At 59.3% G+C, this 23,310-nt stretch carries 24 protein-coding genes and 1 pseudogene; 7 read left to right on the forward strand and 18 right to left on the reverse strand.

Translation table 11 applies throughout. The features are described 5' to 3' along the window. Window positions 1-136: 136 nt before the first annotated feature. The 3 genes and pseudogenes from ACA053_RS22140 to ACA053_RS22150 all read right to left on the reverse strand — a co-directional run bounded on the left by ACA053_RS22140 (window position 137) and on the right by ACA053_RS22150 (window position 2,714). Complete coding sequence (locus tag ACA053_RS22140) at window positions 137-706, reverse strand: methyl-accepting chemotaxis protein (RefSeq protein ID WP_497318334.1); 570 nt, start codon at window positions 704-706, stop codon at window positions 137-139. Then, window positions 680-1,534: pseudogene (locus tag ACA053_RS22145) on the reverse strand (PAS domain-containing protein); the annotation flags it as partial. The pseudogene ACA053_RS22145 and the gene ACA053_RS22140, both read right to left, overlap by 27 nt. Window positions 1,535-1,817: 283 nt before the next feature. Next, window positions 1,818-2,714 (reverse strand): LysR family transcriptional regulator, encoded by an 897-nt coding sequence (locus ACA053_RS22150; RefSeq protein WP_109634196.1) that lies wholly within the window; start codon window positions 2,712-2,714, stop codon window positions 1,818-1,820. 99 nt (window positions 2,715-2,813) lie between these two features. On the opposite strand from ACA053_RS22150, the gene gstA reads away from it, so the two are divergent. Continuing rightward, window positions 2,814-3,419, forward strand: a complete 606-nt coding sequence (gene gstA / locus ACA053_RS22155; RefSeq protein WP_497393713.1) for a glutathione transferase GstA — start codon at window positions 2,814-2,816, stop codon at window positions 3,417-3,419. Between the two features lie 135 nt (window positions 3,420-3,554). Here the strand turns inward: gstA and ACA053_RS22160 are convergent, their stop codons facing one another. The 4 genes from ACA053_RS22160 to ACA053_RS22175 form a co-directional block, all read right to left on the reverse strand. Next, window positions 3,555-4,568 carry an ABC transporter substrate-binding protein gene (locus ACA053_RS22160; protein ID WP_109634199.1) on the reverse strand — a complete coding sequence of 338 codons (1,014 nt, stop codon included), beginning with the start codon at window positions 4,566-4,568 and terminating at the stop codon, window positions 3,555-3,557. Beyond that, window positions 4,565-5,098, reverse strand: a complete 534-nt coding sequence (locus tag ACA053_RS22165; protein WP_497393715.1) for a sigma-70 family RNA polymerase sigma factor — start codon at window positions 5,096-5,098, stop codon at window positions 4,565-4,567. Before ACA053_RS22165 ends, ACA053_RS22160 begins: the two co-directional genes overlap by 4 nt. A 226-nt stretch (window positions 5,099-5,324) precedes the next feature. Continuing rightward, window positions 5,325-6,116, reverse strand: a complete 792-nt coding sequence (locus ACA053_RS22170; protein WP_497393716.1) for a phosphate/phosphite/phosphonate ABC transporter substrate-binding protein — start codon at window positions 6,114-6,116, stop codon at window positions 5,325-5,327. 135 nt (window positions 6,117-6,251) lie between these two features. Further along, the gene (locus ACA053_RS22175; RefSeq protein ID WP_497393717.1) at window positions 6,252-7,193 is read right to left on the reverse strand and encodes a fatty acid desaturase; all 942 of its coding nucleotides are present in this window, start codon (window positions 7,191-7,193) and stop codon (window positions 6,252-6,254) included. 324 nt (window positions 7,194-7,517) lie between these two features. On the opposite strand from ACA053_RS22175, the gene ACA053_RS22180 reads away from it, so the two are divergent. Continuing rightward, window positions 7,518-7,934: a GNAT family N-acetyltransferase gene (locus ACA053_RS22180; RefSeq protein ID WP_497313175.1), complete on the forward strand. Its 417-nt coding sequence runs from the start codon at window positions 7,518-7,520 to the stop codon at window positions 7,932-7,934. A 138-nt stretch (window positions 7,935-8,072) separates the two neighbouring features. On the opposite strand, the gene def is transcribed toward ACA053_RS22180, so the two are convergent. From def to ACA053_RS22195, 3 genes are all read right to left on the reverse strand, one after another. Beyond that, window positions 8,073-8,612: a peptide deformylase gene (def, locus tag ACA053_RS22185; RefSeq protein WP_497393719.1), complete on the reverse strand. Its 540-nt coding sequence runs from the start codon at window positions 8,610-8,612 to the stop codon at window positions 8,073-8,075. Then, on the reverse strand, window positions 8,609-9,565 hold the full coding sequence (locus ACA053_RS22190; RefSeq protein WP_497393720.1) for a YihY/virulence factor BrkB family protein: 957 nt from the start codon (window positions 9,563-9,565) through the stop codon (window positions 8,609-8,611). Before ACA053_RS22190 ends, def begins: the two co-directional genes overlap by 4 nt. A gap of 172 nt (window positions 9,566-9,737) precedes the next feature. Continuing rightward, the gene (locus ACA053_RS22195) at window positions 9,738-9,929 is read right to left on the reverse strand and encodes a CsbD family protein (RefSeq protein WP_010457349.1); all 192 of its coding nucleotides are present in this window, start codon (window positions 9,927-9,929) and stop codon (window positions 9,738-9,740) included. Window positions 9,930-10,129: 200 nt separating this feature from the next. On the opposite strand from ACA053_RS22195, the gene ACA053_RS22200 reads away from it, so the two are divergent. Next, on the forward strand, window positions 10,130-10,507 hold the full coding sequence (locus ACA053_RS22200) for a hypothetical protein (RefSeq protein ID WP_109634211.1): 378 nt from the start codon (window positions 10,130-10,132) through the stop codon (window positions 10,505-10,507). 228 nt (window positions 10,508-10,735) lie between these two features. On the opposite strand, the gene fadD1 is transcribed toward ACA053_RS22200, so the two are convergent. Continuing rightward, window positions 10,736-12,436, reverse strand: coding sequence for a long-chain-fatty-acid--CoA ligase FadD1 (gene fadD1 / locus ACA053_RS22205; protein WP_109634213.1), 1,701 nt, complete (start codon window positions 12,434-12,436; stop codon window positions 10,736-10,738). A gap of 357 nt (window positions 12,437-12,793) precedes the next feature. After that, window positions 12,794-14,482 carry a long-chain-fatty-acid--CoA ligase FadD2 gene (fadD2, locus tag ACA053_RS22210; RefSeq protein ID WP_497313181.1) on the reverse strand — a complete coding sequence of 563 codons (1,689 nt, stop codon included), beginning with the start codon at window positions 14,480-14,482 and terminating at the stop codon, window positions 12,794-12,796. A 236-nt stretch (window positions 14,483-14,718) separates the two neighbouring features. Between fadD2 and ACA053_RS22215 the strand changes: the two genes are divergently transcribed. Further along, on the forward strand, window positions 14,719-15,663 hold the full coding sequence (locus ACA053_RS22215; RefSeq protein WP_497393721.1) for an alpha/beta hydrolase: 945 nt from the start codon (window positions 14,719-14,721) through the stop codon (window positions 15,661-15,663). A 42-nt stretch (window positions 15,664-15,705) separates the two neighbouring features. Continuing rightward, on the forward strand, window positions 15,706-16,176 hold the full coding sequence (locus ACA053_RS22220; RefSeq protein WP_109634218.1) for a MaoC family dehydratase: 471 nt from the start codon (window positions 15,706-15,708) through the stop codon (window positions 16,174-16,176). 221 nt (window positions 16,177-16,397) lie between these two features. Here the strand turns inward: ACA053_RS22220 and ACA053_RS22225 are convergent, their stop codons facing one another. From ACA053_RS22225 to ACA053_RS22240, 4 genes are all read right to left on the reverse strand, one after another. Next, complete coding sequence (locus tag ACA053_RS22225) at window positions 16,398-17,267, reverse strand: efflux RND transporter periplasmic adaptor subunit (RefSeq protein WP_497313185.1); 870 nt, start codon at window positions 17,265-17,267, stop codon at window positions 16,398-16,400. A gap of 10 nt (window positions 17,268-17,277) precedes the next feature. Then, window positions 17,278-17,484, reverse strand: coding sequence for a DUF1656 domain-containing protein (locus ACA053_RS22230; protein WP_008151119.1), 207 nt, complete (start codon window positions 17,482-17,484; stop codon window positions 17,278-17,280). Beyond that, complete coding sequence (locus tag ACA053_RS22235) at window positions 17,471-19,459, reverse strand: FUSC family protein (protein ID WP_109634221.1); 1,989 nt, start codon at window positions 19,457-19,459, stop codon at window positions 17,471-17,473. Before ACA053_RS22235 ends, ACA053_RS22230 begins: the two co-directional genes overlap by 14 nt. A gap of 158 nt (window positions 19,460-19,617) precedes the next feature. Next, window positions 19,618-20,085: a ferritin-like domain-containing protein gene (locus ACA053_RS22240; protein ID WP_497313189.1), complete on the reverse strand. Its 468-nt coding sequence runs from the start codon at window positions 20,083-20,085 to the stop codon at window positions 19,618-19,620. Between the two features lie 204 nt (window positions 20,086-20,289). On the opposite strand from ACA053_RS22240, the gene ACA053_RS22245 reads away from it, so the two are divergent. Both ACA053_RS22245 and ACA053_RS22250 read left to right on the forward strand, forming a co-directional pair. Next, window positions 20,290-20,526 carry a DUF3820 family protein gene (locus tag ACA053_RS22245; protein ID WP_010457368.1) on the forward strand — a complete coding sequence of 79 codons (237 nt, stop codon included), beginning with the start codon at window positions 20,290-20,292 and terminating at the stop codon, window positions 20,524-20,526. Window positions 20,527-20,552: 26 nt separating this feature from the next. Next, window positions 20,553-21,734: an aminotransferase class V-fold PLP-dependent enzyme gene (locus ACA053_RS22250; protein WP_497393722.1), complete on the forward strand. Its 1,182-nt coding sequence runs from the start codon at window positions 20,553-20,555 to the stop codon at window positions 21,732-21,734. 2 nt (window positions 21,735-21,736) lie between these two features. Here ACA053_RS22250 and ACA053_RS22255 read toward each other — a convergent pair whose 3' ends face one another. Beyond that, window positions 21,737-22,462 carry an intradiol ring-cleavage dioxygenase gene (locus ACA053_RS22255; RefSeq protein WP_497393723.1) on the reverse strand — a complete coding sequence of 242 codons (726 nt, stop codon included), beginning with the start codon at window positions 22,460-22,462 and terminating at the stop codon, window positions 21,737-21,739. A gap of 168 nt (window positions 22,463-22,630) precedes the next feature. Then, the gene (locus ACA053_RS22260) at window positions 22,631-23,296 is read right to left on the reverse strand and encodes a bifunctional 4-hydroxy-2-oxoglutarate aldolase/2-dehydro-3-deoxy-phosphogluconate aldolase (protein ID WP_497393724.1); all 666 of its coding nucleotides are present in this window, start codon (window positions 23,294-23,296) and stop codon (window positions 22,631-22,633) included. Between the last annotated feature and the right edge of the window lie 14 nt (window positions 23,297-23,310).

Consider the following 23,310-nt stretch of genomic DNA (forward strand, 5'->3'; position numbering starts at 1 on the left):
CAACGCGACCCGTGTATGAGCTGTCGAGTGAAACGAGGCTGCGATCTTTTGACCTTGATCTTTTAGAAGCAAGATCAAAAGATCGCAGCCTCGTTTCACTCGACAGCTCCTACAGGGGCCGTGTTGTTTGCGCGAATCAGTTTATCTGCAAGGTCGAACTGAACTGACTTATCGCATCCACCACATGTCGCGACCCTTGCTGTATCTCCAGAATCACCTCCCCCGCTTCATTCGCCAGTTCCACCCCAAGTCCGGTTCGGCTCAAGCTCGACTGCATGCTCGATACCGCGCTCAACGACAGATCGTGGTTCCTGCGCACCACGTCGACGATCTCCAGCGTCGCCTGGCTCGTGCGTGCCGCGAGGCTGCGTACTTCATCGGCCACTACCGCAAAACCGCGCCCGTGCTCGCCGGCCCGAGCCGCTTCGATGGCCGCGTTGAGCGCCAGCAAGTTGGTCTGGTCGGCGATGCCGCGGATGGTCTGTACGATGCTGCCGATGATGTCGGACTGTTTGCTCACCGCATCGATGCTGAGCGCGGCCTCGTTCAGATCCCGGGAAATGTCCTGAATGATCTGCACGGTTTGCTGCACCACCTGAGAACCTTTCTGCGCACAGGCATCGTTTTGCACCGACGTGCTGTGCGCCGACTCAGCAGCGGTTTGCAGAGTGGTCACTTGCTGGGTGATGTCACTGGCAAACTTCACCACTTTGTATAGCCGGCCCTTGGCGTCGAACAAAGGGTTGTAAGAGGCTTCGAGAAAAACCGTATGGCCGTATTTGTCTTTGCGCTCGAAACGGTGCGAGTGATATTCGCCGCGATTGAGTGACGCCCAGAACGCCTTGTAAGCCTGCGACTCGGCTTCGGCGCGGTGACAAAACAGGCTGTGGTGCTGACCCACCACTTCGTTGAGCGAGTAATGCATCGTCTTGAGGAAGTTTTCATTGGCTGCGATGACTTTGCCTTCCGGGGTGAATTCGATCACCGCCATGGAGCGACCGATCGCGTCGAGCATGCTCTCTTCTTCATGTTCCTTGTAAACCCGGGCGGAGATGTCAGTGGCGACTTTGATCACGCTTTTCACTTGGCGGTCGGGACCGAACACCGGCATGTAACTGGCTTCAAGCCAGATCTCTTTGCCTTTCTTGTTTAGCCGTAAAAAGGTGCCGCTGACCGGTTCGCCACGGGCCAGGTCTCGCCACAACTTCGCGTAAGCGTCGCTGCGGTAATACGTTTCTTCGCAAAAGATCCGGTGATGTTTGCCGCGCACTTCGTCGGCGCTGTAACCCATCACGCTGCAGAAGTTGTCGTTGGCCTCAAGCACGATACCGTCGGGAGTGAATTCAATCATCGCCATCGAACGGCTGACAGCCGCCAACTTGGCATTGGCTTCGCTCAACGCGCCGCTGTAGCGTTCGATTTCCAGCAGGTCAGCCTTGTGATGTAGGTTAAACATGGTCGTATCACCTTTAGCGCGCTCTTTTGAATGATGAAAGTTCTTTGGCCTTTCAACGAATCCGCCACATCGTTCCATGGAACAGGCACACGCGTTCCTCTACGGGAGGAAGTGTCAGGTGATCAATGATGTTCAATCGGAGAGTCCATGTAGCAACGCTCTTATCAAGACATCCTTCTCTTGATAGCCCGGGACCGGGCCAGCCCTGATGTTTTAATAAGTCATTCCCTTAACCGCACAGCTCCTTGTTGCTCCGTGTCGGTGCCTTGGTTTGGGCACTCTTGCTGCGCCCTCTTCAAATGGCGAGCGACATGATTAGCTACGAGTCAGCTTAGCCAGCCACTTCAGGGACGCAAGGCCACTAGTCGGCCAGTATTGAGGACAAAATCGGTTCAGCGAGCATGTCCAGCAATGCCTGCACCGCTGGCGAGGTTTTTTTATCGGGGGCGGCCACCAGGGCGAACTCGCGATGGATTCGCGGATGCACGGGCACCACGCGCAGGCCTTGGCGATTGCCCGGCAAGGTCATTTCCGGCACCAGGGTGACACCGATGTTTTCGCGCACAAGCGTGAACGCGCTGCTCCATTCACGGACCTCGACCCGCACATCACTCAACTGCAAACCAGCCTCGGCGGCGAGGCTTCGTGCGTTGGTTGAGCAACCGCCCGTGGCCAGCACAAAAGGCTGTTCAGCCAACTCCGCAAGTGTCACGCCCTCCTCGTTCGAACGGCGGGCCAGCGGATGCCCGCCGGGCAGCACCGCCATCCACGCATCGCGCCCCAACCGTCCGGCATTGCGCTCGGGCGGCGGGTTCAACACTACGCCGACATCGACCAGCCCGGCCCCTAGCAGGGCTTCCACTTCATCGTCGCTAACTTCCAGCGCCACCACCTGGATGCCGGGATACAGGCGATTGAACCGGCGCAACAGCGGCGGAAGAAAAGTCGCCAGCACCATGGGAAAACTGGCGAGGCGGATAGTCCCACGCTGGATATCTTTGGCGGCATCGACGGTGCTGCGAATGTTTTCCAGGGCGCCAAGCATCATGCGCGCCTGCTCGATGACCGGCAGGCCGATGGCTGTCGGCAGGGTCTGGCGATTCTCCCGGCTGAACAGCTGAACGCCGAGGGTGTCCTCGATCAACGCCAATGCCTGGCTGGCACCGGACTGGGTCATGCCGACCCGCTCGGCGGCCCGGGTGATGTTGCCGGTGTCCGCCACCGCCACCACCATTCGCCAGTGCATCAGATTCATCATGGCAGTAGCTTTCCTTATGGCAGCGCTCTGAAAGATTAATTTTACCGAGGGTGCCGCGCACTATGACACTGGCGCAAATCCCTCACCAGAGCCCTGCCGATGAAGTTGTATTACGCCCCGAACGCCTGCTCGCTGGCGCCGCACATTGTGCTTCGTGAACTGGATTTGCCGTTCGAATTGATTCGCGTCGATAACCGCACCAAGACCACTGTCGCGGGTGATGACTTCCTGGCGATCAACCCCAAGGGTTACGTCGCAGCGTTACAACTGGAGAACGGCGAGGTGCTGACCGAAGGCCCGGCGATCCTGCAATACCTGGCGAACCTGCGCCCCGAGGCAAACCTGGCGCCGCTGATCGACACGTTCGAGCGGGTGCGGTTGCAGGAGTGGCTGAACTTTGTCTCGACCGAGATTCATGGTGGCCTGGGCTGGCTGTTTAATGCCGGGTTTCCAGATGAGGTGAAAGCGCTGATCAAGGCGAAGTTGTTCAAGCGGTTGGCAGTGCTGAGCGAGACGCTGGAGCGCCAGGAGTATTTGATGGGTGATTTCAGCGTGGTTGATGCGTATTTGTTTACGGTACTGCGTTGGGCACCACTGTTTGCGATTGATCTGGGCCAGTGGCCGGCCTTGGTGCGGTTTCAGGCCAGGATTGACCAGAGGCCAGCCGTCAAGGCGGCGTTGGCGGGTGAATCGGTATCGGTCTGAAGCCCTTCGCGAGCAAGCCCGCTCCCACAGGTGATTTCGGGTGTTCACAAATATTGTGTGCACAGGAGGCCCCTGTGGGAGCGGGCTTGCTCGCGAATGCGGTAGCTCATGCACCGCAAAAACATCAGGTAACCACTACAAACTCACGCTCACCTTCGTCGCCACTTCTTCCGGCACCCAGGCTTTCCAGATCTGCGGCTGATCGCGCAAAAATGCCTCGGCCACCTGACGCGGTTGCTGGCGTTTTTCACTCATCTGCCCCAGCGTCTGGTTCAGCAGATCAATCGGGAAATCGACCTTTTCAAAGAACGCCACCAGGTCCGGGTACTGCGCCTTGAAAGGCGCCGAGACGCCAATCGCCAGGCTCGCCGGCATCGAGCGCGTACCTTTAGGGTTTGGATTTTTCGCATCGGCCAAGGTCTTCCAGGCTTCGGCATCGAACGGCGGCTCGTCGAGCTTCACCAGTTTGAAACGGCCCAACAGCGGCGTCGGCGACCAGTAGTAGAACAGCACCGGTTTGCCGCGGCGGATCGACGAAGCGACTTCGGCATCCAGCGCCGCGCCGGAGCCGGTGCGGAAGTTGACGTAGCTGGCGGTCAGGTCATAGGCCTTGAGTTTCTGACTGTTGACGATCTCCGAGGTCCAGCCGGTCGGGCTGTTGAGGAAACGTCCGCGACTCGGGTCTTCCGGGTCACGGAACACGTCCTTGTAACGGGCCAGGTCGGCAACGGATTTCAGTTCAGGAGCCAACGGTTTGATACCGCGCTCGGGGTCGCCCTTGATTACGTATTCCGGCACCCACCAACCTTCGGTGGCGCCCTTGACCGTGTCGCCCACACCAAACACCTTGCCCTCGGCTGAGGCCTTGACCCACGCCGGACTACGCCCGGCCCACTCTTCACCGATCACTTGAATGTCGTTCTTGGCCAACGCCGCTTCGAGGCTGACGGTGCTGCCCGGCAAGGTATCGGTCGGGTAGCCGTAACCCTTCTCGACGATCAGTCGCAGGATTTCGGTGATCAGGCTCCCGCTCTCCCAAGTGATGTCACCGAAGTGAATCGGGGCGGTTTTTTCGGCTGCCGGAACGTGGCTGGCCACCAGGCTCAGGGCCAGCAGCGAACTGCCGAGCAGGGTTTTGATTGATCTCATGCGGACCTCTGGGTCAAGTGTTGATTGGCGCTGTGCTGGGCGCACAAGGCGTGGGTGCGGGTCATGTAAACGCTGACCGAGCGTTGGGAAATACCCAGCTCGGCGGCGATTTGCGGGTAGGTCAGGCCGTCGACACGGGACATCAGGAACGTCGCCCTGACCTTGCCCGGTAAGCGGTCGAGGGCGCGGTCCAGGCTCTTCAGGGTTTGGGATAACTGCAGCAAATCCTCAGGCGAGCGCCCACCGACAAGGTCGGCCTGCTGCAGTTGTTCCAGGTGTTGGCGCTCCAGATCGCGGCGACGCCAGAGCTGATACACCAGGCGACGGGCGATGGTGGTGAGCAAGGCGCGAGGTTCGCGGATGGGTGTCAGCGCTGGCGACTCGAGCAACTGTACGAAGGTTTCAGCGGCGATGTCTTCGACGCTGGCGTTGGTGCCCAGATGTCGGCGCAAGCGTGCGCACAGCCACGGGTAATGAGCGCGGAACAATCCGCCTACGTTGTTTTGATGGGATGCGTCGGTGCCGGACATAGAGGCTCCAAGGGTTAGGGTTCGCTGAATGTCCGGTGATCCGGTGGCGAGATCCTAGCAAGGCGCCTTATTCTTTAATAATACTTAAAAAGTATTTTTATATTCTATTAATGCATTAAGCAGTTGACAGAACGCAGCCTCGTTTCACTCGACAGCTGCTACAGATGGACACCAATCTCCCGTAGCAGCTGTCGAGTGAAACGAGGCTGCGTTCTTTTCGTTCCCCCTACCGCAATCGCCCATACCCCAACGCTTCAGCCTCCTGCTCATAGTCGAGAATGACTTGATAGTCGTTCTCGGTGGCCGGCAACACTTCCTGCAGGCCGAGGATTTGCGCGACATCGGGCAACTCATGCAATGAGGTGTTCATCACCTGCCGAAGCGCTTCAACCTGTTCATCGGTCAGCGTCGCCGCCGTGATGTACGGCAACGTCGGGCTGAACGCACTGCGGGCCACGACGCGCAGGCCCGCGACCTCTTTGTCGGCATGCCCCGCCAGGTAGGCGAAGGTCACACTGTCGATGGCCGCCAGGTCTGCAAGCCCTTCGCGCAGCCAGCGCAGACTTTCGCGGTGGCTGCCGCTGATGGCGACACTGGAAAAGAACTGTCCGTCGCGATGCAGTGGCGCCAGTCGGTGCCGCAACAGGTTCATGCCGCTGTTGGAGTCTTGGCCATTGATCACCCCGCGACTGCCGCGCAACTCAAGCAAGGTTCGCCGTGGGTCATCGGCGCGGCTCAGCAGCAGGCTGCAATGGTTGCCGCCATCGCTGTCGGGAAGTTCATAGCGCGGCCGACCGATGACCCGGACTTTGCCGCGCAAGGTGGTCATCAGCGGGTAGCCGCAGGTTTGGGTCAGCAGCACATCCGGCGATAACCAGAGTTCGGGCAGCGACAGGCCTTCGGCACTCAAACGGGAATGGCCCAGGTGATCGAGGATGCGCGAGAGCCAGCGTTCGTTCGCCGCGCGGATCGGCTCGGGGGCGACGTACATCAGGAGTTCAGCGAGGTGTTGTGTCATCGAAATCTTCCCATACAACGATAATCCCCTGTGGGAGCGAGCCTGCTCGCGATGGCGGTGTGTCAGGCAACATCAATGTTGAATTTTAATGGCCCCATCGCGAGCAGGCTCGCCCACAGGGGACCTCATTCGCAATCAGTGGAACGGATGCCTCGGGCTATCGATGGCTTTCACGCCATTCTCCCGCCACAACTGCCCATAACCCCGCACCAGAAACCCGCCGCTGCGCGCCAGCCATTGCTCGCGACGCGCGTGGTAGGCGCGTGGCAAGTCGTACCAGGGCAGGCCCGGCAAGTCGTGATGCACCAAGTGAAAATTCAGGTTCAGGAACAGCCAGCGCCACGGCCAGGCCGCTTCGTTGAGCACGGTGCGTTGTTCGGGTGCGGCGTGTGGGCGGTGTTCATAGTAGGAGCGAATCATCGCAATCGACAGCGCCGGCACGCTGATCAGCAACAGGTAATGCCAGACCGGCAGCACACTGTAGCGCGCGATGAACACCAGCATCAGCAGGGTCAGCCCGCCGTGGGTCAGCCACATCAACCACGCCTGCCGCTCACCGTGGATCAGCCGCTGCAGTTCTTCTTTCGCCAGTGCCAGCAGGGCCAGCGGCGCGCCGAGCATGAAGCGCCCGAGCACGGTTTTGTTCAGCCAGTGCAGGCCTTGCTCAAACAGTGAACGGCCCTGCCACTGCTCGGCCGTCAGGTAACGGCTTTCCGGGTCGAGACCGGGCAAGGTCAGGTCTTCGTCGCGGTGATGCAGCAAATGGCTGTCGCGGTACAGGGTGTAGGGATACCAGACGGCGAACGGGGCGTAGCCGAGGACTTTGTTCAGCGATGTCCAACGAGTGGGATGCCCGTGAAGCAATTCGTGTTGCACCGACAACCAGAGCACCACCAACGGGATCAGCAAAAACGTGCTCCACCACAGCCCCAAACGGTCACTCGCCAGCACGATGCCGAACCAGCCGGCATACACGCCGACCAGCAACAGCCAGGTCGGCCACTCGGTGCGAGCGGTCAGGCGTTGGCGCAGGGTTTCGATTTCCTCTCGGTGGGCGGCATCGAAGTAATGGGGCATGGCGTTGCTCAGATCGGGGACCAGTCCCCCTCTGTGCAATGGCGCAGGGAAATCTTGCAGATTATTTGGTGATCGTTCCCAGAGCGTGGGAACGATCGATTAAAGCGGGATCAATGACCGAACACATCCACCTTCTTGGCCTTCTTGTCTGCGCGCTTTTCATCGGCGGTTTTCGCCGGTTTCTTCTTTGCCGCTTTTTTTGAATCCATGCCTTTGGCCATGATACGTACTCCACTCATACGGGATGTGAGATCAGGTATACACCTATCCCCGGCCGCGCGTTCTTTTATAATCGTCCGCTTTGCGCACCGACAGATCAAACCCATGCCCGACACCCAGTACACCCTGCTCGCCGAGCCGTTATGGCCGCTGATGAACAAGTTTTATCGCGCCCACCAATCGTCGATGAAAGCCGTCCGTGATGCTCAGCTGTGGGTCGCCCGGCGCGACGAGATCATTGGCGCGCTGTGTCTGCGGCCGGTCTCGGGGGGGCATTGGTTAACGGGGTTGTTCATCGATCCGGCCTGTCGGGGACAGGGGATCGCGGCGGGGTTGATCGCCGAAGCGGTGCGCGGTCTCGACCAACCGGTCTGGCTGTTCTGCCACCCGGACTTGCGAGGCTTTTATGAACGCCGAGGATTTTCCTTCGATCCGCACATGCCCTACGCCATGATCGAACGCCTGAGCCGTTACGCGCGCAGCAAACCGATGATTGCCATGGGCCTGGATCCAGCCAGGTAACTCACGCCAGCCTTTTGAAGATCATAGAGTGGGAGCGGGCTTGCCCGCGATGAGGCCTGTACATTCAACACGGATGTTGTCTGACAGATTGCTATCGCGGGCAAGCCCGCTCCCACAAGGTCTTGCGGTGTCCAAAGCTTAGTCGTCGGCGTTAGGGTCAAGCTCCGGGAACATCACTTCGGTGAACCCGAATTTGCTGAAGTCGGTGATCCGCGACGGGTACAGCCGGCCGATCAGGTGATCGCATTCATGCTGTACCACCCGCGCATGGAATCCCTCGGCAATCCGCACAATCGCCTGGCCCTTGGGATCAAAACCTTCGTAGCGAATCTGCTGATAACGATCCACCGCCCCACGCAGGCCGGGCACTGACAGACAGCCTTCAAAGCCCTCCTCCATCACCGGGCTCAACGGCGTGATCAGCGGATTGATCAGGATGGTCTGCGGCACTGCTTCAGCGTCCGGGTAGCGTTCGCTGTGCTCGAACCCAAAGATAACCAGCTGCAGATCAACACCGATCTGCGGCGCAGCCAGGCCAACACCGCCGACGCTTTCCATGGTCTGGAACATGTCGTCGATCAGTTGCCACAGCTCAGGGCTGTCGAACATCTCAGCCGGAACCGGCGGGGCGATGCGCAGCAGGCGCTCATCGCCCATTTTCAGGATTTCACGGATCATTTGGTGACTTCGTCAGTGGGGGTCTTGATCGAGTGATCCCGACCCAACCCCGAAACGTGGTGTTTGGGTTGGTGGTCGAGTTCACCGGGGACTTTTTCGCCATCATTCTTGCCCTCGGTCGACATGTGTTCGATCACCGCATTCATCTCCGCGCCGAGCAACAACACCGCCGCGGAAATATAGAAATAGAGCAACAGCACGATGATCGCGCCGATACTGCCATACATGGCGTTGTAGTTGGCGAACTCCTTGACGTACAGGCCAAAGCCCACGGAAGCGAGGATCCACACCACCACCGCCAGCACCGAGCCCGGGGTGATAAAACGAAACTCCTGCTTGACGTCGGGCATGACGTAATAAATCAGCGCCACGGCGACCATCAGCAAAATCACCACCACGGGCCAACGAACGATGGTCCACAGGGTCACGATGAAATCTTCCATGCCCACTTGCGCAGCAATCCAGCCCATCAGTTGTGGCCCGAGCACCATGAGTGCGGCGGCGATCAGCAGCATTCCGGCGATGCCCACCGTGTAGATAATCGACAGCGGAAAGCGCTTCCACGCGGGCCGGCCTTCGACCACGTCGTAGGCGGCGTTCATCGCGCTCATCATCAGCCGCACGCCGGCGGACGCGGTCCACAGGGCAATCACGATACCAATCGACAGCAAGCCACCCTTGGACTGCTGGAGTTGGTCGATCACCGGGTTCACCTGTTCCAGCGCCTGGGGCGGCAGGACCAGCTCGGATTGCAGGCGCAGCCAGGAGAAGAAGTCCGGCAGGTGCAGGAAACCGATCAGCGCGATGAGAAAAAGAATGAAGGGGAACAGCGAAAACAGCATTTGATAGGCCAATGCCGAGGCATAGGTCGACATCTCGTCGTCGACGAACTCGGTGACCGTGCGCACCATGACACGGTGCAGGCGCAAGCCTTTCATGTGAGGGAAAAACATTAGCGTCTCCTTTCGCCGCAAGATTGGGTTGAAGTCGAGGCGACTCAGGGGCCGTTTTCTACATCAAAGTAGCCTACTTGGCGACTTTGAAACAATTTCCGTGTGCAAGTTCAGGCTGACACAAAAACGGCCATCCGTGGATGGCCGTTCATGTTGCTCGTCAAAGGCCGAATCACGCCTTGTCGACGCCTTTCTTGATCGCGTCCTTGGCCTTGCCCACCGCTTGCTGGGCCTCGCCTTTCCTTTCCTGCACGACGCCTTCGGCGCGCATTTTGTCGTTACCGGTGGCCTTGCCGACGCCTTGCTTGACGTTGCCGGCGGCTTCGTTGGCCATGCCTTTTACTTTATCGCCAGTGCTGCTCATGGTGTTTCTCCTGTGAACAATTCAACGGAAAAAGTCGTTACACAAAGATTGACCCGGGGCATTTGCACGGAGTTTCATTTATTTTCAGTCACGCATTTCATCGTTCAGCGCAGGTTGGGCTTTATGTTTGCCGACCAACCCCCGAGAATGCGCAACGTATTCAGGCCATGGCGCTGAAGATCCAATCCCGTAGGAATGTTATGAAACTCGATAAAAAGCAGGCCATTGCCCGCAGAAACCAGGAACTTGGCGGTGCTGTGCTTGGCGTCAACAACTGCCATTTCACCGAACTGAACCGCAACCGCAACATCTGGTGGTTCGATATCCCGGTGGCGCGCCTGGCCATTGGTCAGTACGAATGGGTTCACCTGCTGATGCACACGCCGGATACCGACGAACTGCTGCACCTGAAAGTGCCGACGGTGTTCCTGCGCGAGAAGCTCGAAGGCCTGGTGGTGCGCAACGAAGGCAAGCGTAAAGCCGCTTTGAGCCTGGAACTGAGCGCGGACAAGGATTCGTACCTGCAAGACATGCGCCCGGCGGGCACTAACGTCAATTTCGCGCCGTTCCGCCTGTAAATAACACTGAGTACCTGTGGCGAGGGGATTTATCCCCGTCCGGCTGCACAGCAGTCGTAAATCCGGTGAACGCGGTGTTCCTGCTGAAATGCGGTTGCAGGTTTTTGGGGCCGCTGCGCGACCCGACGGGGATAAATCCCCTCGCCACAGATAAATCCCCTGAGCACATAAAGCACTTCTGACATCGCCATAAACAAAAAACCCCGCATCTGCGGGGCTTTTTGTGGGTTACGCGCTGACTTTCTTGGCGTTGAGCTTTTTCAGCTCTTCGTCGCGCAATTCGCGGCGCAGGATCTTGCCGACGTTGGTGGTCGGCAACGCGTCGCGGAACTCCACGGAGCGCGGGACCTTGTAGCCGGTCACGTTCGCACGCATGTGCTCCATCACCTGCTCCTTGGTCAACGTCACACCTGGTTTGGCCACGATGAAAATCTTGATCGCTTCGCCCGACTTCTCGTCCGGCACGCCGATGGCAGCGCATTGCAGCACGCCCGGCAGGGTCGCGAGCACGTCTTCCAGTTCGTTCGGATAAACGTTGAAACCGGACACCAGGATCATGTCTTTCTTGCGATCGACGATGCGCATGTAGCCGTCCGGCTGAATCACCGCGATGTCACCGGTCTTCAACCAGCCTTCGCTGTCGAGCATTTCATCGGTGGCGTCCTGACGCTGCCAGTAGCCCTTCATCACTTGCGGACCTTTCACACACAGTTCGCCGATTTCGCCTAACGGCTGCTCGACGCCGGCATCGTTGATGACTTTGCACACGGTGGACGGAACCGGAATACCGATGGTGCCGATCTGGATGTGCTGGATCGGGTTCACAGTGGCCACCGGGCTGGTTTCGGTCATGCCGTAACCTTCGCAGATGGCGCAACCGGTGACCGCTTTCCAACGCTCGGCCGCGGCCAGTTGCAGGGCCATGCCGCCGGACAGGGTGACTTTCAGTGCGGAGAAATCCAGCTTGCGGAAGCCTTCGTTGTTGCACAGCGCCACGAACAAGGTATTGAGGCCGACGAAGCCGCTGAACTTCCACTTCGACAGTTCCTTGACCATCGCCGTCAAGTCGCGCGGGTTGCTGATCAGGATGTTGTGGTTGCCGATCAGCATCATCGCCATGCAATGAAAGGTGAAGGCATAGATGTGGTACAGCGGCAGCGGTGTGATCAGGATCTCGCAACCTTCATTGAGGTTGGACCCCATCAGCGCCTTGCACTGCAGCATGTTCGCCACGAGGTTGCGATGGGTCAGCATCGCGCCCTTGGCCACGCCGGTGGTGCCGCCGGTGTATTGCAGGACGGCAACGTCGCTGCTGGCCGGGTTGGCTTCCGCCACTGGCTGGCCGTGGCCCTTGCTCAACACGTCGTTGAACTTGATGGCCTTGGGCAAGTGATACGCCGGGACCATCTTCTTCACGTACTTGATGACGCTGTTGACCAGCAGGCGCTTGAGCGGTGGCAGCAGGTCGGCCACTTCGGTGACGATCACGTGCTTGACGCCGGTTTTCGGCACCACGATCTCGGCCAGATGCGCCATGTTGGCCAGGCAGACCAAGGCTTTGGCACCGGAGTCGTTGAACTGGTGTTCCATTTCCCGCGCGGTGTACAACGGGTTGGTGTTGACCACGATCAGCCCGGCGCGAATGGCACCGAATACGGCTACCGGGTACTGCAACACGTTGGGCAGTTGCACGGCGATTCGATCGCCAGGCTGCAAGTCGGTATGCTGTTGCAGGTAAGCGGCAAAGGCACCGGACAATTCGTACAGTTCACCGTAGGTGATTGTCTTGCCCAGGTTGCTGAATGCCGGTTTGTCGGCGAAGCGCTGGCAGGATCGTTTCAACACTGCCTGAATATTCGGATACTCGTCTGGATTGATCTCGGCAGCAATCCCGGCAGGGTACTTATCCTTCCAAAAGTCTTCGTTCATGGAAGCCCACTCCTCAGCAACGCGAATTCAGCACCGCATTTGATGCGATTATTATTGGTGTGTGTTTGTCGGTGAATCTAGCGCTTTTATAAGCCCGAGAAGTCACAAAGCGCGCCGAGAGTAGCAGCTTTGCCAAGGGTCGACTAGAGCCAAAAGCGGCCTCTATGGTCACAATTGTGACTCAAGAATTACTAGCGGTCATTTTAGAGCAAAGATTCTATACAACCCTGAAAAGCCCCGTATTTCGGGGCCTTCCCTTTAAAAGCATCGCGGGCAAGCCCGCTCCCACAGGATCAGCGATGACCTTGTGGGAGCGCGGCTTGCCCGCGAACCGCGCAAAGCGCGGCCATTCAACGCCTATGCAATATCCCGCAACTCCCGCCGCAGAATTTTCCCGACTGGCGTCATCGGCAACGACTCACGCAACACAATGTGCTTGGGCACTTTGTACGCCGTGAAGTTTTCCTTGCAGTACGCCTTCAGCTCTTCAAGGCTGACCCCCGACTCGCGGGCCACCACAAACAACTTCACCGCCTCCCCCGAACGCTCGTCCGGCACGCCGATCACTGCGCAGTTGGCAACTTTCGGATGAGCCATGACGATGTCTTCGATTTCGTTGGGGTACACGTTGAAACCCGAGACGATGATCATGTCTTTCTTGCGATCGACGATGCGCACAAAACCGTCCGGGTCGATCACCGCGATGTCGCCGGACTTGAACCAGCCCTCGGCATCCAGCACTTCGGCAGTGGCTTCCGGTTTCTGCCAGTAGCCCTTCATGATCTGCGGGCCCTTGATGCACAGTTCGCCGCGTTCGCCCAAAGGCTGCTCGACGCCTTCATCGTTGATCACTTTCAGCGTGGTGCCCGGCACCGGCAGGCCGACCGTGCCGATCCGCGATTTGTCGCCGTACGGGTTGGTGCAGGCCACTGGTGAAGTTTCGGTCAGGCCGTAACCTTCGGTGATGCGGCAACCGGTGAGCTGTTCCCAGCGCTCTGCGGTGGCCTTGACCAGCGCGGTGCCGCCGGAGTTGGTGAGTTTGAGGCTGGAGAAATCCAGGGTCTTGAAATCCGGGTGATCCATCAGCGCTACGAACAGCGTGTTCAGCCCCAGCAACGCCGAGAACCGCCATTTCTTCAGCTCCTTGATGAAGCCGCCGATGTCGCGAGGATTGGTGATCAGCACGTTGTGGTTGCCGGTCACCATCATGCACATGCAGTTCGCCGTGAAGGCATAGATGTGGTACAGCGGCAGCGGCGCGATCATCACTTCCTGACCTTCGCGCAGCAACGGCTGACCGTCGCTGCCGAACTGCCCGAGGCACGCCCGCGCCTGCTGCATGTTGGCCACGAGGTTGCCGTGGGTCAGCATCGCACCCTTGGCCAGGCCGGTGGTGCCGCCGGTGTATTGCAACACGGCGATGTCATCGAGACTGACTTTCAGCGGCTTGATGCCCAGGCCACGGCCCAGACGCAACGCGCTCTTGAAGGAAATCGCCTGCGGCAAGGAATAGGCCGGGACCATCTTCTTGACCTTGCTGACCAGGGTGTTGACCAGCCAGCCCTTGGCGCTGGGCATCAGGTCGCCCATCTTCGCTTCGATCAGGTATTGGATGTCGGTGTCGGGCAGCACTTCCTGGACCTTCTGCCCGAACATGTTCAGGTACACCAGCGCCCGGGCACCGGAGTCCTTGAACTGATGACGCATCTCCCGCGCGGTGTACAGCGGGTTGGTGTTGACCACGATCAGCCCGGCGCGCAACGCACCGAATACGGCAATAGGGTAATGCAGGACGTTGGGCATCTGCACCGCGATGCGATCCCCCGGCACCAGATCGGTGTGGGCTTGCAGGTAACCGGCGAACGCCAGGCTGTAGCGTTCCAGTTCGGCGTAGGTCAGGGTCACGCCCATGTTGCTGAAAGCGGGGCGATCAGCGAATTTCTTGCAGGAACGCTCGAACACCTCAAGCACCGACTTATAGGCCCCAAGGTCAATATCCAGGGGCACGCCTGCCGGGCGTTTGTCATTCCAGAAATCAGGTTGCATTGTTCTTGTCCTCTTTACCTGAGCCTATCCGGGCCGCTTTTCTGTCTTCTTCAACACAAAGAGCGAAGAGCGGGGCTTCACGGACACTAGCAGCTATGGCCAATCAGGCAAATATGCCAACGGGCGTCATTGACCGTGTGAATCTTGCTGCAGCAGCGTGGCCTGATCAGACGGGAGCGAAAGGATGCGCTATACAATGCATCGTGCCTGTGACCCATCCATGCAAAGGAATCGCCATGATCCACGACACTTTCTGGCTGACCGCGAGTGACCGCAGCCGCCTCTTCGTCAACCAGTGGCTGCCCGATCCGCCTTTGAAAGCGGTGATCCTGCTGGCCCATGGCATGGCCGAACACAGTGGTCGCTACGCCCGCCTGGCGGAGAAATTCTGCGGGCAGGGTTACGGCGTCTACGCGCCGGACTTGCGTGGACATGGCAAAACTGCCGAAAACGGGACACTCGGCCATTTCGCCGATGACGATGGCTGGTGCAAAGTGGTCGGCGACCTGGCCAGCCTCAACCAGCACATCGGCCAGCAACATCCAGGCGTGCCGATCGTGCTGCTCGGCCACAGCATGGGCAGCTACATCGCCCAGGCCTATCTGCTGCATCACAGCGCCAGCCTGCATGGCGCGGTCCTCAGCGGTTCGAACTTCCAGCCCATCGCGCTTTATCGCGCGGCGCGACAAATCGCCCGGCTCGAACGCCTGCGCCAGGGCGGCAAGGGTCGCAGTGCGCTGATCGAGTGGCTGTCATTCGGCTCGTTCAACAAGAAATTCAAACCGGTGCGCACGCGGTTCGACTGGCTCAGTCGTGACCCGGCGGAGGTTGATCTGTACGCCAGCGACCCGCTCTGCGGCTTTCGTTGCACCAATCAGCTGTGGATCGATTTGCTCGGCGGCTTGCAGCAAATCAGCAAAGCGTCCAATCTCGCTCAGATTGATCCGGGCCTGCCGCTGCTGGTGATTGGCGGTGAATGTGATCCGGTGAGCGAAGGCAAGCGTCTGAACGATCTGGCCGATGCGCTACGCGCGGCCGGCAGCCAGAACCTGCAACTGACTATTTACCCGCAGGCACGGCATGAACTGTTCAACGAGAGCAACCGCGATGAAGTGATCGATGACGTGTTGAACTGGATCGCCCAGGCGCTGAGCCACCGCCGGCCACCCAGATCAGAATAGTTTTTTTGTGAATTTATTTATTCGTGACAGGAATTGAAACAGATGACCCAGGTTACCAACACCCCTTACGAAGCCCTCGAAGTAGGCCAGACCGCCAGCTACAGCAAGACGGTCGAAGAGCGCGACATTCAGTTGTTCGCCGCGATGTCGGGTGATCACAACCCGGTGCACCTGGACGCCGAATACGCCGCTGGCACCATGTTCAAAGAACGTATCGCCCACGGCATGTTCAGCGGTGCGCTGATCAGCGCGGCCGTGGCGTGCGAGTTGCCTGGGCCGGGCACTATTTATATCGGTCAGCAGATGAGCTTTCAGAAGCCGGTGAAGATTGGCGACACCCTGACCGTGCGTCTGGAAATCCTCGAGAAACTGCCGAAGTTTCGTGTGCGGATTGCGACTCGCGTGTTTAACCAGCGCGACGAATTGGTGGTGGATGGCGAGGCCGAGATTCTGGCGCCGCGCAAGCAGCAGACCGTAGCGTTGACTACCCTGCCGGCGATCAGCATCGGCTGATTTGGGGAGGGGGGGGTCAGCTGAATCCACCCCTCACCCTAACCCTCTCCCCAAGGGGTAGAGGGGACCTACCGAGGTGTACTTTCGGGTTACATCGACCTGGGAGTTCGAGTCGAACTCAGGCTCTGAAAAGCCCCCGATCGACTCCCTTTCCCCCTCTCTCCTCTGGGGAGAGGGCTGGGGTGAGGGGTGGTTCTTAAAATCAGGCATCGATCTAAAACTCACCGCGACCGCTCACCCTCCTCAACCTGCACACTCGCCGTCATCCCCGAACTCAAGTTCATCCCTTCCGGCAACTTATCAATCTTGATCCGCACCGGAATCCGCTGTGCCAGCCTCACCCAGTTGAACGTCGGTTCGACCTCCGCCAGCAACTGCCCGTCCGGGGTGGTATTACGATCGGTAATCCCGCGGCTGATGCTTTCCACATGCCCGTCCAGCGCTTCGCCGGCGCTCATTAACCAGACCTTCACCGGATCGCCCACCCGAATCCGCGGCAACTTGGTTTCCTCGAAATACGCCTGCACATAAAAAGTCGAATCATCGATCAACGCCATCACTGGTTGCCCGGCATTCACGTAATTGCCTTGGGCCAGACGCAGGTTGGTGATGTGGCCGCTGCGAGGCGCATGGACCTGGCTGCGCGCCAGATTGAGTTCCGCGACCTTGGCTTCCGCCTGGGCTTCACGCAGTTCACCACGGGCGATGCCGGCGTTGATTTGCGCGTTCTCGCGCAGTTCGGCGCTGATCGCTTGTGGCCCGAGACTGGCGCGCCGACTGGCTTCGCGTTCGCGCAGATTGAGCTGCTGCTGACGGGTCTGCACCACCGCCTGGGCTTTCTCCAGCGCCGCTTCGAAACGGTCACGATCAATGCTCAGCAACAGATCGCCGGCCTTGACCGGCTGGTTATCGAACGCCTTGAGCTCACGCACCCAACCCGAGACGTCCGGGGCGATCACCACCACGTCGGCGCGGATCCGCGCATCCCGGGTCCAGGGCGTGAGCATGTAGTACTGCCACAAATGGAAGCCGGCAAAGATCGCCACCGCCACCAGGCACAGGGTTACCGCGACACGTACGGGGGTACGCATTTTTTACTCCTTATAAAGGTCCGAGGACGACGGTGATCAGGGTCAATACACAGACGTACAAGGCGCAATCAAACAATGCTTCGTGCCAGATCCAGCGGCCGACCGGCGTCAGGCGCAACAGCATGCGCAAGGCTCCGGTGACGAGCAGCGCGAGCAGCACATAAATCAGAAACGGACTGAGCAGCACGCCGCCCACCGACCATTCACGCAAGCCCATGGCTTTGCTCCTGTTGACGGCACCAGGCGCGCCAGCTGCTTTGCAATTGCAGCACGGCGCCTTGGGCCAGTTTCACGGCATCGCTGGGCGGCAACGCGTACAAGGTTTTCAGAAAGTCTTCGCTGGGCTGTTCCAACGCATCGGCGCAGCTGCCTGCAGGACCTTGTTCGAGGACTTTTTCCAACTGTTCGAGATATCGCCGTTGAGGCGCACTGACTGGCACTTGCGCCACTGCCAGGCTCAAACGCAGATGCAGCAATTCATCGCCGATATCGAGGCCGAGCAAGCCGTCATCCCAGCGACTGCGCGCCGGTTCCGGCAACTCGGGGTAGTGCCGCGCCAGTTGCAGCAGACGGTCGGCCATGCGTCCACCAAACCAGCTTTCGGCACCGCGCAGATTGCGTCGGGTCAGCCGCACCAGATCATCGAGGGTCGCCGCCAGCAAGCGCCGGCCATGCCACGCCGGGTTACGCAGGATCAGCAAGTGGAACGCCAGCACCGCCGCGCCGACACCGACCACCATCGCCTGGGCGCTGTTGAAGAACGTGGCGACGTCGAATTTCATCGCGTTCAGCGGCGACACCAGCACGATAAAGTGCAGACAGAACGAAGTGGCCGTGGCGCCGATCTGCGGCTTGGCCATGCCCAGCGCACCGAAAAACAACGGCACGCCCATGCCCATGCAGAGCAACGCAAAACCGCTCCATTGCGGCAGCAAAATCTGCCCGACGAAAAACGCCGTCGGGATCGCCAGAAAAATACCCCGCATGAAACTCATGCCGATCTGCGCACCGTTCTCGCGGCTGGCAAACAGGCTGCACACCACACACGTCAGCACCAGGGCGCCCGAGGCGGCGGGCCAGGCAGTCGCCAGCCAGAAGCACGACACCACCAGAAACGCCAAGGCACTGCGCGCACCGAACACCAACGCCAATGACAGGTCGCGGTGCGGCGTCAGGGTGCGTGGCGGATCGACCGTTTCGCGCCCCTCCTCCACCGCTTTCAACGCCGCAGTGGCCGCCATCGCGGTATCGAGCAGCAAGGTGAAACGGGCCAGGCAATAACTCTGCGCGGAGCTGATGTGTGGATCGTGGGAAGCATCAAGCAACCTCGGCCGCAACGCTTGCAGGGTCGCGGAATCGGCACCGCTGAGGGCGGCCTGAACCTCGGTCATCCAGGGCTGCAGTTGCTCGGCTTCCTGCGGTTCCAATTGCTTCCACTGGCGGCGCACCGAACGGGCGATGCGCAGCAGCATCAAGAGTTTCTGGCTCAAACCGCTGATGGCTCGTGCGCGCTGCCGACCGAGGCCACCCTCAAACCAGGCATGTTCGCGCTGGGCATCGACGGCGACAATTCGTCCAAGGATTTCCAGCAGGCCTTTACGCGCCTGAGCATCGCCGGCCAGGGTGGCACGCGCTGCATTCATCCCGCTGTTCCAGGCGGCTTGCGCCTGATCCGCCAGTTGCCGCTCGACCCGCATCGGCCAAATCAAGGCGCTTGCCGCCGTGGCGCAGAGGATGCCCAGACAGATTTCCGTGCAACGCGCGACGGCTTGATCGAACACCGTCAGCGGATGGGTAATGGCCGGCAACGCGATGATCGCCACCGTGTAACCGGCCAGCACAAAAGAATAGGACCACGCGCTGCGCAACAGCGTCGAACTCGCCGTACACAACCCGAGCCACAGCGCCAATGCCAGTAGAAACAGCCAGGGTGTCTGGGCGAATACCCCCATGAACACCACCGACATGATCGTTCCGACCAGCGTGCCGAGCAGCCGCGCCAACCCCTTCTGCACCACCATTCCGGACAACGGTTGAGCGACGATGAACGCGGTCATCAGCGCCCAGGCCGGTTGCTCCAGGCCCCAGCGCAACGCCAGCCACAGGGCCAGGCCGCCGCCGATCAAGGTCTTGATCGCGAACTGGAGGGCGCGGCGGTCAGGCGCAAACAAGGCCTGCAAAGTGATAGGCACGTAGAAGACTCTTGAAGGGACGTTTTTAACGATAGCCGGGTTCACTGAAGTCACTTGAAAAACAAATTATTAGCTAGCTATCTATCGCCCGTCCAGTGTTAATTCCCAGGCACAAAAAAACGCCAGACTGGCTGGCGTTTTTGACAGGCTACGAATGCTTAAGAGCGAGCGCGAGCCTGGTTACGCAGGGCTTTTACCTGATCGTGATTGCGTTGCACGCCATGATATTGACGTTCAACCAAGTCACGAATGCCCACCAGGTTGTGCTTGTTGATTTTCTCGATGGCTTCTTTGTAAGCCTTCAGCGCATGGTCTTCGCCGCGTTCGGCTTCGTTCAGCACGGCTTCTTCATCCTTGCCGGTGAACACGGCTTTCACGTCGACCCAGCGACGGTGCAGGTCACCGCTGACACTGGTGGAAGTTTCCGGATCGCCACCCATTGAGCGCACGGCGCTCTGGAGTTCGGCAGCTGCGGTGGCGCAGTCATTGGAGCGTTGCACGAACAGGGTTTTGAGTTCAGGGTGTTTGATATCTTCAGCGCAAGTCTTGAACCCTTCCTGACCGTCTTTGCTGGTTTCAATCAGGTCGTTGAGTACAGAGATCGCTTCTTTATTCATGTCGGTCATTTTTCAATTCCTTGCGGGTTGATGAAAGATGTAATAGCTATTGCACCCTGCATGCCAGCTTTGAATTGATAATTTATTCCTTATATTTCAAATACTTAGTTTTAAATCAAAAATCTGTATCCGCTTTTTTTGCATGAACTGTCAATTGGCCTGCATGCAGAATGCCTGTATTTTTCCAGCCTGATGAATCAAGACGACCGATAGATGAACCCTGAAAAGCTCGAACTGTTGATCACCCGCGAAATGCCCTTCGGCAAATACAAGGGTCGGATCATTGCCGACCTGCCCGGCCAATACTTGAACTGGTTCGCCCGAGAAGGTTTCCCCCATGGCGAACTGGGCGGTTTACTGGCCCTGATGCAGGAGATCGACCATAACGGTCTGTCGGACCTGCTCGAACCACTGCGCGCCAAACACGGCAAACCGGCCCCGCGCCACTGAAATCGCAATCAAGAACCGAGTAGCTCATGCCCGATAACACCCGTCGCGCCCGTGATGAACACTTCTGGAAGACCTTTGCCGACCGCTACGCAGTCGAACCCGGGCCCATCAACCTGGAAAACGGTTATTTCGGGCGCATGTCGCGCACCGTCGTCGAGGAGTATCAGCGCAACATCGAGCTGATCAACCGCAGCAACTCGGTGCATGTGCGCCAGCGTTTTGAACAGGTCGAGAGCCTTGAGATCCGGGCACAGCTCGCCAGCCTGATCGATGTTCCCGCCGAAGCCGTGGCCCTCACCCGCAACGCTTCGGACGGCCTGCAATCACTGATCCGCAACTACAATCGCCTGCAACCGGGCGATCAGGTGCTGATTTGCGACCTGGAGTACGACACGGTGAAAGGCGCAATGCGATGGCTGGCGCGGCATCGCGGCGTCGAAGTGATCGAAATCGACCACGCGCACCCGGCGAGTTTCGACAGCTTGCTGACCACCTATCGCGACGCGTTCGAGCGTTATCCAAAGCTCAAACTGATGGCCCTGACCCACGTCACCCATCGCACCGGATTGGTCATGCCGGTGCAGGCCATTGCTGCTGCCGCGAAGGAGCACGGCATCGACGTGATCCTCGATGGCGCCCACGCCCTCGGCCAGATCGAGTTCAATCTGGATGAGCTGGGCATCTCTTTCGCCGGCTTCAACCTGCACAAATGGATCGGCGCCCCGCTCACGCTGGGCTTTATCTACATCGCCCCTGAGCGCCTGGCCGACATCGACCCGGACATGGGCGAGATGCATTTCCCGGTCACCGATATTCGCGCCCGCACGCCGTACAGCACGCCGAACATCCCGGCACTGCTGACGCTGCCGCTGGTGTTCGAGGAGCATCTGGCCATGGGCGGCGTCGCCGCCAAGAGCACACGGCTCAACTACCTGCGCAACCGATGGGTCAACGCGGTTCGCGAGTTACCGGGGATCGATGTCATGACTCCCGATGACCCGCGACTGTATTGCGGCATTACCTCGATGCGTTTTACCCGGCATGCCGATCAACATGCGATGGTCGAGCGACTGCTCAACGACTACAACCTGTTCACCGTGGTCCGCAGCGGTGCGGCGAGTGGGCCCTGCATTCGGATTACACCGGGGCTCACGACCACCGCTGCCGAGGTGGATTTGCTGGCCCGAGCACTGTCCGAGTTGCGCTGACGTCAGACCGTGTACCTGTCGAAGTCCTCCGGTCTGATGTGCGTCGAAGCGGCGAACGTGTCGATTCCGATGGTCGTGTGGCCGAAAAAGCCGTCTTCGTTCGAGTCTCTACCGAGTGTGTGAATATTCAAGGTCGAGGCGTCGCCCCCTTGGTGCTTGTAGTAAAAGTCCTCCTCGTTGGTCAGCGCTGAGGCAGATCGACCGCAGTACTCCCGAGTGTTGAGCACCGAACGCGAGGCGGGTTCGGGAAAGTAGAGCTGGCCGACCCAGGCGACGTGCCGCTCGTCGAGAAAATTGTTGCCGGACGTGATGCGCACAGCGACATGGATGTGCAAGGCACGACCGGCATAGAACCCCGGATAGATAGTGGTAAACCGCACCACGCCTTTTTTATCGGTGAATTGCCCGCCACGCAGATAGGTGTCGTCATCAGTGCGAGGGACCGAGCCGATGTCACCGACATCGACCTCCTTGTCCGGGTTGATCTTGCTCCAGCCCGAATAGGCACCTCGCGCATTGCAATGCCAGATATCAACCAAGGCACCGGTCACGGGCTGACCGGTCATGGCATCGACAATCGCCAGGCGCAGCACCAGGGGAATACCATCGGCGCTTTCGCTGATGTTGCGTCGGATCAGTTTCGGATTACGGAAATACGGGCCGGCGATTTGCTCGGGAGACAGCAGGTAAACCGGGGGGGTGGGTGCAACTGAGGTGTAGTCGTCCATGACGTTCTCTCTTCCATAAGATGAACGCAGGTTAGCGCTGGTTGAACGACGAGATGCGGTAACTATGTATCGCTCCCACAGGTTTTTTGCGGGCAAAAAAAAACGGTGCACCGACCAAGCGCACCGTAAAGCCGTAGAACACACAACGAAGTGTTTGGTAAAAGCCGATCAGTCCAGCAGCGCCAATGCCTCGGCGGTGCATTCCTGAATCCGGGCCCAGTCGCCGTTCTTGATCCACTCCGGATCAAGCATCCAGCTACCGCCCACGCACATCACGTTTTTCAACGCCATGTAGCTCTTGATGTTGGCCGGGCTGACGCCGCCGGTCGGGCAGAATTTCACTTCACCGAACGGGCCGCCGAGGGCCTTGATGGCCGCAACGCCACCGCTGACTTCCGCCGGGAACAGCTTGAAGCGACGATACCCCAGGCCATAGCCTTCCATGATGCCGGACGCGTTGCTGATGCCTGGCAACAGCGGGATCGGGCTGTCGACGCTGGCTTCGAGCAGGTCACGGGTGATGCCGGGGGTGACGATGAACTGCGAGCCGGCTGCTTCGGCAGCAGCGAGCATGTTGCGATCCAGCACAGTGCCGGCACCGGTCATCAGTTCCGGACGCTGCTCTCGCAGAATCTGGATCGCCCTGAGACCGAACTGCGAACGCAGCGTCACTTCCAGGGCAGTCAGGCCACCAGCGGCCAAAGCGTCGGCCAGTGGCAGGACGTCCTGTTCGCGAGCGATGGTGATTACCGGCAGGATCCGCGCCTTGGCGCAGAGGCTGTCGATCAGGGCAACTTTGTCCGCCATGGAAACGGTCGGGGATGTCATTGTCATAGCGGCTGATCCTT

This window comes from Pseudomonas sp. LBUM1672, from assembly GCF_059695655.1.